The sequence below is a fragment of the Rhodococcus sp. NPDC057014 genome (assembly GCF_042673295.1).
GTDB lineage: Bacteria > Actinomycetota > Actinomycetes > Mycobacteriales > Mycobacteriaceae > Rhodococcus_F.
Genome location: NZ_JBHUSF010000333.1, coordinates 1 through 9,627 on the forward strand (window position 1 = coordinate 1; position 9,627 = coordinate 9,627).

Annotated in this window: 7 protein-coding genes and 1 riboswitch; of the genes, 5 read left to right on the forward strand and 2 right to left on the reverse strand. The window is 68.8% G+C overall.

Annotated features, from left to right (window positions below; all coding sequences use genetic code 11):
- Positions 1–151: 151 nt before the first annotated feature.
- The gene (locus tag ACFTZB_RS38135) at positions 152–1,504 is read left to right on the forward strand and encodes an MFS transporter (RefSeq protein ID WP_378439961.1); all 1,353 of its coding nucleotides are present in this window, start codon (positions 152–154) and stop codon (positions 1,502–1,504) included.
- A 21-nt stretch (positions 1,505–1,525) separates the two neighbouring features.
- Here ACFTZB_RS38135 and lpdA read toward each other — a convergent pair whose 3' ends face one another.
- Both lpdA and lipA read right to left on the reverse strand, forming a co-directional pair.
- A complete protein-coding gene (gene lpdA, locus ACFTZB_RS38140) occupies positions 1,526–2,896 on the reverse strand; it encodes a dihydrolipoyl dehydrogenase (RefSeq protein ID WP_378439964.1) in 1,371 nt (456 codons plus the stop codon).
- Positions 2,897–2,931: 35 nt separating this feature from the next.
- Complete coding sequence (gene lipA, locus ACFTZB_RS38145) at positions 2,932–3,861, reverse strand: lipoyl synthase (RefSeq protein WP_378439966.1); 930 nt, start codon at positions 3,859–3,861, stop codon at positions 2,932–2,934.
- 296 nt (positions 3,862–4,157) lie between these two features.
- Positions 4,158–4,249, forward strand: a riboswitch (glycine riboswitch).
- Between the two features lie 122 nt (positions 4,250–4,371).
- On the opposite strand from lipA, the gene gcvP reads away from it, so the two are divergent.
- The 4 genes from gcvP to glyA all read left to right on the forward strand — a co-directional run.
- A complete protein-coding gene (gene gcvP / locus ACFTZB_RS38150) occupies positions 4,372–7,314 on the forward strand; it encodes an aminomethyl-transferring glycine dehydrogenase (protein WP_378439968.1) in 2,943 nt (980 codons plus the stop codon).
- The gene (gene gcvT / locus ACFTZB_RS38155) at positions 7,311–8,426 is read left to right on the forward strand and encodes a glycine cleavage system aminomethyltransferase GcvT (RefSeq protein ID WP_378439970.1); all 1,116 of its coding nucleotides are present in this window, start codon (positions 7,311–7,313) and stop codon (positions 8,424–8,426) included. Before gcvP ends, gcvT begins: the two co-directional genes overlap by 4 nt.
- Before the next feature lie 38 nt (positions 8,427–8,464).
- Positions 8,465–8,869, forward strand: a complete 405-nt coding sequence (gene gcvH / locus ACFTZB_RS38160) for a glycine cleavage system protein GcvH (protein WP_378439972.1) — start codon at positions 8,465–8,467, stop codon at positions 8,867–8,869.
- Positions 8,866–9,627, forward strand: a 762-nt coding sequence (gene glyA, locus ACFTZB_RS38165) for a serine hydroxymethyltransferase (RefSeq protein WP_378439974.1), incomplete at its 3' end; no start/stop codon positions are given. The genes gcvH and glyA, both read left to right, overlap by 4 nt.

Below are 9,627 nucleotides of genomic sequence, written 5' to 3' on the forward strand. Positions count from 1 at the left end.
GTACTTGTTAACCGCCCGCGGTTAACAGGTACTCACGGGCGGCGTCTTCCGACATTCGGAATCGGACTTGGAAACGGGTGACCTGTCCGCCACGGTAAGTGGGTCGTGAGCCACATCACAGCCCACCTCCGAGGAAGAGCAGGTCCCGAGCATGCAATTCGACCTACGCGAACGCATCGACAGCAGTCCGATGACGCACTACCAATGGGGCGCCATCGCCATCTGCGGTCTACTCAACGTGCTCGACGGCTTCGACGTCCTCGTCATGGCGTTCACCGCGCAGTCGGTGTCGCAGGAGTGGGAACTGTCCGGCTCCGTCGTCGGCCTTCTGCTCAGTGCCGGGCTGTTCGGTATGGCCGCGGGGTCGCTGTTCCTGGCGCCGTGGGCAGACACCATCGGTCGCCGCGCCATGATCCTGCTGTGCCTGGCGCTGGCGTCGTCGGGCATGTTGCTGTCGGCTGTCAGCCAGAACGCGATGCAACTCGGTCTGCTCCGCGCGCTCACCGGGGTCGGAATCGGCGGAATCCTCGCCAGCAGCAACGTCATTGCCAGTGAGTACGCGTCGAACCGCTGGCGCGGGCTGGCCGTGAGCCTCAATTCCACCGGGTACGCCGTCGGCGCCACCCTCGGCGGCATCATCGCCGTCGTGCTGCAGAACTCGCTCGGGTGGCGCTCGGTGTTCCTGTTCGGTGGCCTGTGCACGGCCGTGATCATCCCCGTCGTCTACGCGCGGCTCCCCGAATCGATCGACTTTCTGCTCGTGCGTCGCCCGGCCAATACCCTCGACCGGATCAACGCGTTCGCGCGGCGGGCCGGTCAGCCGCCCCTCGACGAACTGCCCGCACCGCGCGCCGCCACCGCTGCGGACGCCGGATTCGCGGTGCGCGTGCTCCTCTCCCCGGAGCGACGCCGCAGCACCCTCCTGGTGTGGTTCGCGTTCTTCACTGCGATGTTCGGCTTCTACTTCGTCACCAGTTGGACGCCGAAACTGCTGGTCGAGGCGGGCATGTCCGCGAACCAGGGCGTCACCGGCGGCGTGCTCCTCAACCTCGGCGGCATCTTCGGCGCCACCCTGCTCGGCGCTCTGTCGGCGCGGTTCGCCCTGAAGCGGGTGCTCATCGCGTACCTGGCGATCGCGGGGGCGCTTCTCGTCGTCTTCGTTCCCGCCACCGCATCCATCGTCATCGCGTTCGGGCTCGGCGCCCTCATCGGCGTCTTCGCCAACGGCTGCATCGCCGGGCTGTACGCGATCACCCCGTCGGTCTACTCCCCGGCCGTCCGGGCCACCGGAGTCGGCTGGGGCATCGGCGTCGGACGCGTCGGCGCCATCGCGTCCCCGATCGTCGCGGGCGCCCTCCTCGACCGCGACTGGTCGCCGACGCAGCTGTACATCCTCGTCGCCGTGTCCTTCCTGCTCGCCGGAATCGCCGTGTCGAGACTGCGATTCGAGAAGACCGGCGGCTCCGCCACCCGTGAGTGGTTAACGAGTGCAGAGACTCGCTAACCACTCACGGGCCCGGAGGGCCTAGGCGTGGACATGCAGCGGTTTGCCGGCCACCGCCAGCAGTGCCTCGCCGAGGGCCTCGCCCTGGGTGGGGTGGGCGTGCACGAACTTCGCCGCCTGGGCGGAGTCGACCCCGAAGTTGTACAGCAGCTGCGCCTCGCCGATCAGCTCGCCGACGCGGTCGCCGACCATGTGCACACCGACCACGACGCCGTCCGGCGTCACCACGAGTTTGACCGCCCCCGACGTCCCGAGGATCTGGCTCTTGCCGTTGCCGGCGAGGTCGTAGACGACCGTCCGGACGTTCTCGCCGAACTTCTCCCGCGCCGCGGTCTCGGTCAACCCGACCGACGCGACCTCGGGGTGGGAGTAGGTGACGCGGGGGATACCGGTCTCGTCGATGACGTCCGGACGGAGCCCGGCGATCTCCTCCGCCACGAAGATGCCCTGCTGGAAGCCGCGGTGCGCGAGCTGGAGGCCGGGCACGATGTCGCCGACCGCGAAGACGTTCGGCACGGTGGTGCGCAGCCGGTCGCTGGTGACCACGAATCCCCGGTCGAGGACCACGCCGGTCTCCTCGTACCCCATCGAGGCGGTGTTCGGACCGCGGCCCACCGCAACCAGCACGACGTCGGCGTCGAGCACGTCGCCGGAATCGAGGGTGACGGTCACCGCGTCGTCGTCCTGCGCCACCTCGGTGACCCGCACCCCGGTCTTCGCGGCGATCTTGCGACGACGGAACGCCCGCTCCAGGTATTTGGAGACCGCCTCGTCTTCGTTCGGCACCAGCCTGGGCATCGCCTCGACGATCGTCACCGACGCGCCGAACGACGCCCACACACTGGCGAATTCGACTCCGATGACGCCGCCGCCGAGGATGATCGCCTTCTTCGGGACCGTCGGCAGCACGAGCGCCTGCTCGCTGGTGACGACCCTGCCGCCGATGCTGATGCCCGGCAACGTCTTCGGGGACGAGCCCGTCGCCAGGACGACGGCGGCGCCGGTGATCAGCTCGCCGTCGACCTCGACACCGTTGGGTCCGACCAGCCGTCCGCGACCGTTGACGACGGTGATGCCGTGGGAGTCGACGAGGCCCTGCAGGCCCTTGTGCAGGCGGGTCACGACGCTGTTCCGGTAGCTCAGTACCTTCTCGAGGTCGACCCCGCCGAACGTGACGTCGACCCCGAACCGCGAGGCGGTGCGGGCATTGTCGGCGACCTCGGCGGAATGCAGCAGCGCTTTGGTCGGAATGCACCCCTGGTGCAGGCAGGTGCCGCCGAGTTCGTTCTCTTCGATGAGAATGACCGAACGGCCCAGTTCGGCCGAACGGATCGCGGCCGCATAGCCGCCGGAACCGCCGCCGAGGATGACGACATCTGCAGATCGGGACATGGGAACTCCTTGAGGGAACGGAAAGGGAATCGACATCAGAGTGCAGCGGTCGCGGCGACCGCTTCGGCGTGCAGGCGGCCCGCCCGGTAGGACGACCGCACGAGCGGCCCGGACAGAACGCCGAGGAATCCGATCTCGCGGGCGACCCCGTCGAGCATCACGAACTCCTCCGGTTTCGCCCACCGCTCCACCGGATGATGCCGGCCCGAGGGCCGCAGGTACTGGGTGATCGTGACCAATTGGCAGCCGGCGGCATGCAGGTCCCGGAGTGCCTGGATCACCTCGTCCGTGGTCTCCCCCATCCCGAGGATCAGGTTCGACTTGGTGATCAGGCCGTCCTCCCTGGCCCGCGTGATGACGTCGAGGGAACGCTCGTAGGTGAAGGCAGGCCGGATGCGACGGAAGATCCGGGGAACGGTCTCCACATTGTGCGCGAGTACCTCCGGGCGGGTGTCGAACACTTCGCGCAGCTGTGCGGCGTCGGCGTTGAAATCCGGGATCAGCAGTTCGACCCCGGTGCCCGGGCACAGTTCGTGAATCTGCCGGACCGTCTCGGCGTACAGCCAGGCGCCGCCGTCGGGCAGATCGTCGCGCGCCACGCCGGTGACGGTGGCGTACCGGAGGCCCATGGTCTGCACCGATTCCGCGACCCGCCGGGGTTCTCCCCGGTCGAGGGCCGCGGGACGGCCGGTGTCGATCTGGCAGAAGTCGCACCGCCGGGTGCATTGGCTACCGCCGATGAGGAACGTGGCCTCACGGTCCTCCCAGCATTCGAAGATGTTGGGACATCCGGCTTCCTGACACACGGTGTTCAGGCTCTCGCGTTCGACGAGGGCGGCGAGATCACGGTATTCGGGGCCGGTCCGCATCTGCACCTTCATCCACGACGGTTTGCGTTCGACCGGGGTCTGGGCGTTGCGGACTTCGAGGCGGAGCAGGCGGCGGCCCTCAGGGTGCGCAGTCATGTAGGGAACTCCTATGACCGGACGAAACCGGTCGGTTTGCGAATCCCTCGGGCAGCGCGGCACCGGGGAACAGTAAGTGGGAGGGCGAGCACACGACGACAACCGTTGCACTCGAGGCTGTCTGGGCTCTCACCGATCGGCGTGTGCGGTCACGTCCGAGCGAGGATCACTCAAGGATGCCAAACGACGAGGCGTTTTGGCAACATCGTCGCCCGCTCGGCGACCGGGACGGAGCCTGGGGAGACAAACCCGTCACGCCTGTGTACTGTTTGGCCAACCACAACTGAATACGCCGTTGACGCGCAGCGGGAGAACCTCCTTGTCGGAGGCGCCGTAGGAGCAACTTCCTCCCCGGGAATCTCTCAGGCCCCAGTACCGCAGCGTAGAGGCAACTCTGGAGAACAGAATCGGCCGCAGGCCGGTACTTACCGAAGGTGAAGAGCACGCCGCGCATGCGGTGCGCCCAAACTCTCAGGTTTCAGGACAGAGCGGGGAGGTGCCCCCTTGTCGATGTCCGGTGCGGTCCGGACTCAACGAAACCGGAGTCACCTCGTGTCAGTCGAATCCCGCCACGCGCATCGCAGCGCGCCTCTCACCAGCGATTTTCCGTCACGCCACATCGGCCCCGACGCTTCCGCCACCCAGCGCATGCTCGGCGCCCTCGGTTACGACACGCTCGATCAGCTCGTCGATGCCGCGGTGCCTGATCAGATCCGCAGCTCGGAGGCCATGGACCTGCCGGTGGCACGGTCGGAGCAGCAGGTGCTGTCCGACCTGCGCACGCTGTCGGAGCGCAACGAGACCCGCGTCCAGATGATCGGCCTCGGTTACCACGACACCATCACGCCCGCAGTTCTGCGCCGCAACATGCTCGAGTCGCCGGCCTGGTACACCGCGTACACGCCGTATCAGCCGGAGATTTCCCAGGGCAGGCTCGAGGCGCTGCTGACGTTCCAGACGGTCATCGAAGACCTGACGGCGCTGCCCCTCGCCGGTGCGTCCCTGCTGGACGAGGCCACCGCGGTGATGGAAGCGGTGCTGCTGATGCGGCGCGCGAACAAGGCGAAGTCGGGGACCAACCGGGTCGTCGTCGACGCCGACTGTCTGCCGCAAACCCTCGCGGTGGTGTGCGGCCGGGCCAAGTCGGTGGGCATCGACGTCGAGGTGGCCGAGCTGACCGATGGACTTCCGGACGGTGACCTGTTCGGCGTCGTGTTCCAGGCGCCCGGCGCCAGCGGCCACGTGCGCGATCTGGCCCCGCTCATCGCCGCCGCCCAGGAGCGCGGCGCGCTGACCACGGTCGCGGCCGACCTGCTGTCGCTGACGCTGCTGACGCCGCCCGGCGAGCAGGGTGCCGACATCGCGGTGGGATCCGCCCAGCGTTTCGGTGTGCCGCTGTTCTTCGGCGGGCCGCACGCCGGGTACATGGCGCTGCGCGGCGGTCTCGAGCGTATGCTCCCCGGCCGGCTCGTCGGAGTGTCCGTCGACGTCGACGGGAAGACCGCCTACCGGCTGGCACTGCAGACCCGCGAACAGCACATCCGGCGTGACAAGGCGACGAGCAACATCTGCACCGCGCAGGCGCTCCTCGCGAACGTCGCCGCCATGTACGCCGCCTACCACGGCCCGGAAGGTTTGCGCGCCATCGCGACTCGGGTACACGGACACGCGACGTCCGTCGCGGGCGGCCTCCGCACGGCGGGACACTCGGTGGTCCACGACAGCTTCTTCGACACCGTGCTGGTGCACGTGCCGGCCGGAGCGCGCGACGTCGTCGACCGTGCCGACCGCGCCGGCATCAACCTGAGGCTGGTCGACGCGGACCACGTCGCGGTCGCCTGCGACGAGTGCACCACCGACGAGATCGTGGACCGCGTCCTGTCCGCGTTCGGCGCCCGCGCCCAGGCCGGAACGGTCTCCCAGCTCCCGCAGTCGCTGCTGCGCACGTCGAACTACCTACAGCACCCCGTGTTCCACGAGCACCGGTCCGAGACGGCGATGCTGCGCTTCCTGCGCGCCCTGTCGGACAAGGACCTCGCGCTGGACCGCACCATGATCCCGCTCGGCTCGTGCACGATGAAGCTCAACTCCGCGGTGGAGATGGAGCCGATCAGCTGGCCCGGGTTCGCGTCCATCCACCCGTACGCCCCGGTCGAACAGACCAGCGGCTACCTGCAGCTCATCCGCGGCCTCGAGCGGTGGCTGGGTGAGATCACCGGATACGACCGGGTGTCGTTGCAGCCCAACGCCGGATCGCAGGGCGAACTGGCCGGGCTGCTCGCCATCAACGGCTACCACGACAGCCGCGGCGACCACGGGCGCGACATCTGCCTCATCCCGCAGTCCGCGCACGGCACCAACGCCGCATCCGCGGTGCTCGCCGGCATGCGGGTGGTCGTCGTCGCGACGGCGGAGAACGGCAACATCGACCTGAGCGACCTGCGCGCGAAGATCGCGGCGCACGAAAACAAGATCGCCGCGATCATGCTCACCTACCCGTCCACCCACGGCGTGTACGAGAACGACGTGCGGACGGTGTGCGATCTCGTGCACGAGGCCGGCGGCCAGGTGTACGTCGACGGCGCCAACCTCAACGCGCTCGTCGGCCTGGCCCAGCCGGGGAAGTTCGGCGGCGACGTGTCGCACCTGAACCTGCACAAGACGTTCTGCATCCCGCACGGCGGCGGCGGCCCCGGTGTCGGACCGGTCGCGGTCCGCAAGCATCTGGCGCCGTTCCTGCCCGGCAACCCGCTCGGCGGAGACCAGCTCGGCACCCCGGTGTCGGCGGCCAACTACGGCTCCGCCGGCATCCTGCCGATCACGTGGGCGTACATCGCGCTGATGGGCCCGGACGGTCTGACGGAGGCCACCAAGTCCGCGGTGCTGGCCGCCAACTACGTCGCGAAGTCGCTCGACGCGCACTTCCCCGTCCTGTACACCGGGCCCTCGGGTCTGGTGGCGCACGAATGCATCCTGGACCTGCGTCCAGTCACGAAGGCGACCGGCGTGACCGCCGAGGACGTCGCGAAGCGGTTGATCGACTACGGTTTCCACGCCCCCACCCTGTCGTTCCCCGTCAGCGGCACCCTGATGGTGGAGCCCACCGAATCCGAGGATCTGGCCGAACTCGACCGCTTCATCGAGGCGATGATCTCGATCCGCGGCGAAATCGATCTGGTCGGCGAGGGCGTGTGGCCGCTCGAACGCAGCCCGCTGCGTCAGGCCCCGCACACCGCGGATCAGGTCACCGCCGACAACTGGGATCTGCCCTACCCGCGGCACCTGGCCGCCTTCCCCGTCGCGTCGCTGCGGGCCGGCAAGTACTGGCCGCCAGTGCGCCGCATCGACGGCGTGCACGGCGACCGCAACCTCGTGTGCTCCTGCCCTGCGCCCGAGGCCTTCGAGAACACCACCGACATTGATTCCCCGGCCCTCGAGGAGGCCTTCGCATGACCGTCACCACCACGCCCGCATCCCCGCTCCTGGGCGAGCACGGCGCTCTCGGAGCGCATTTCACCGACTTCGCGGGCTGGCAGATGCCGCTGAAATACGACAGCGAACTCGCCGAACACCACGCCGTCCGCACGTCCGCCGGACTGTTCGACCTCTCGCACATGGGTGAGATCGCCGTCACCGGAACGGAATCCGGCGCACTGCTGGACTACGCGCTGGCCGGCGAGCTGTCGAAGATCGGTGTCGGGCGGGCCAAGTACTCGCTCCTGTGCAACGCGGACGGCGGCGTGATCGACGATCTCGTCGTCTACCGGCTCGCCGACGAGCACTTCCTGGTGGTCGCGAACGCTGCGAACGCCCCGGCCGTGTACCGCGAACTGGCGGCGCGCGCCGACGGTTTCTCGGCGAACGTCGACGACCAGTCCGCGGAGACCGCGCTGATCGCCGTGCAGGGACCGGCGGCCCAGGACATCGTGCAGTCCCTCGTCCCCGCCCCGCAGGTGGAGACCGTCGCGGAACTGAAGTACTACGCGGTCACCCGCGCGGTCGTCGCCGGCATCGACGTCCTCCTGGCCCGCACCGGCTACACCGGCGAGGACGGCTTCGAGCTGTACGTGCCGAACGCGCAGTCCGTGGCGTTGTGGCGCGCCCTGCTGGCCGCCACCACGGCGCGCGACGGCGTCCCCGCGGGTCTCGCCTGCCGCGACACGCTGCGGCTCGAGGCCGGGATGGCGCTGTACGGGCACGAGCTAACGCTCGACACGAACCCGTACGAGGCCGGCCTCGGCAAGGTGGTCCGGCTGAACAAGGAGTTCGTCGGCCGCGACGCCCTGCAGACATTGTCGGAGCAGGCCCCGCAGCGGGTGCTCGTCGGTCTCGCAGGCACCGGACGCCGCGCCGCCCGCGCCGAATACACCGTTCACGACGCGACCGGCGGAGCGGCCGTCGGCACGATCACGTCCGGCGCCCTGTCCCCGACGCTGGGACATCCGATCGCGCTGGCGTTCGTCGACATCGCGTTCCGTGAGCCCGGCACCGAGCTGACCGTCGACATCCGCGGCAAGAAGGAACCGTTCGTGGTCACCCCGTCGCCGTTCTACCGCCGTTCCTGAACCCTCCCACTCCCTTCGGCCCCGAAAAAGGTACCGCCATGTCTTCAGCAGCCTTCCCCGACGACCGCAGCTACACCGACGACCACGAATGGGTCCTGATCGAACCGGGCGCCGAGCTGCCCGACGAGCCCGTCCGCGTCGGCATCACGTCCGTCGCCGTCAACTCGCTCGGCGAACTCGTCTTCGTCGGCCTGCCCGAGGTCGGGACGACCATCGTCGCCGGTGAATCGTGCGGCGAGGTCGAGTCCACCAAGACCGTCTCCGAGCTGTACCCGCCGGTGAGCGGCCGGGTGACCCTGATCAACACTGCCGCGGTCGACGACCCCGGCCTGGTGACGTCCGACCCGTACGGGGAGGGCTGGCTGTTCGCCGTCCAGCCGTCCGCGGCCGGCGAGCTCCTCACCGCCGCCGAGTACGCCGAGAAGAACGGAGCGAACGCATGAGCGTCCTCAGCCGTGACCTCGCGGATTTCGACCCGGCCGTCGCCGCGCTGATCGGCAGGGAACTCGAACGCCAGCGCACCGGCCTGGAGATGATCGCGTCGGAGAACCACGCGCCGCTCGCGGTCATGCAGGCGCAGGGTTCGGTGCTGACCAACAAGTACGCGGAGGGGTACCCGGGGCGCCGCTACTACGGCGGCTGCGAGCACGTCGACTCCATCGAGCAACTCGCCATCGACCGCGTCAAGGCGCTCTTCGCCGCCGAATACGCCAACGTGCAACCGCATTCCGGCGCCACCGCGAACGCGTCGGTGATGCACGCGCTGATCAAGCCGGGCGACACCATCCTCGGCCTCTCCCTCGCCGACGGCGGCCACCTCACGCACGGCATGCGGCTGAACTTCTCCGGCAAGCTCTACAACGTGGCCGCGTACGGGGTGTCCGAGAAGGACTATCTCATCGACATGGACGAGGTCGCGAAGGCCGCGCGCGAGCACCGGCCGCAGCTGATCATCGCCGGCTGGTCGGCCTACCCGCGCCAGTTGGACTTCGCCCGCTTCCGGGAGATCGCGGACGAGGTCGGCGCGTACCTGATGGTGGACATGGCCCACTTCGCCGGCCTCGTGGCCACCGGTTTCCACCCGTCCCCGGTGCCGCACGCGCACGTGGTGACGTCGACGACGCACAAGACGCTCGGCGGGCCCCGCGGGGGGATCATCCTGACCAATGACGCGGCCATCGCGAAGAAGATCAATTCGGCC

Coding starts and splice junctions, on each gene's coding strand:
- ACFTZB_RS38135 (WP_378439961.1), top strand. CDS start 152: ATGCAATTCGACCTACGCGAACGCATCGACAGCAGTCCGATGACGCAC.
- lpdA (WP_378439964.1), bottom strand. CDS start 2,896: ATGTCCCGATCTGCAGATGTCGTCATCCTCGGCGGCGGTTCCGGCGGC.
- lipA (WP_378439966.1), bottom strand. CDS start 3,861: ATGACTGCGCACCCTGAGGGCCGCCGCCTGCTCCGCCTCGAAGTCCGC.
- gcvP (WP_378439968.1), top strand. CDS start 4,372: ATGTCCGGTGCGGTCCGGACTCAACGAAACCGGAGTCACCTCGTGTCA.
- gcvT (WP_378439970.1), top strand. CDS start 7,311: ATGACCGTCACCACCACGCCCGCATCCCCGCTCCTGGGCGAGCACGGC.
- gcvH (WP_378439972.1), top strand. CDS start 8,465: ATGTCTTCAGCAGCCTTCCCCGACGACCGCAGCTACACCGACGACCAC.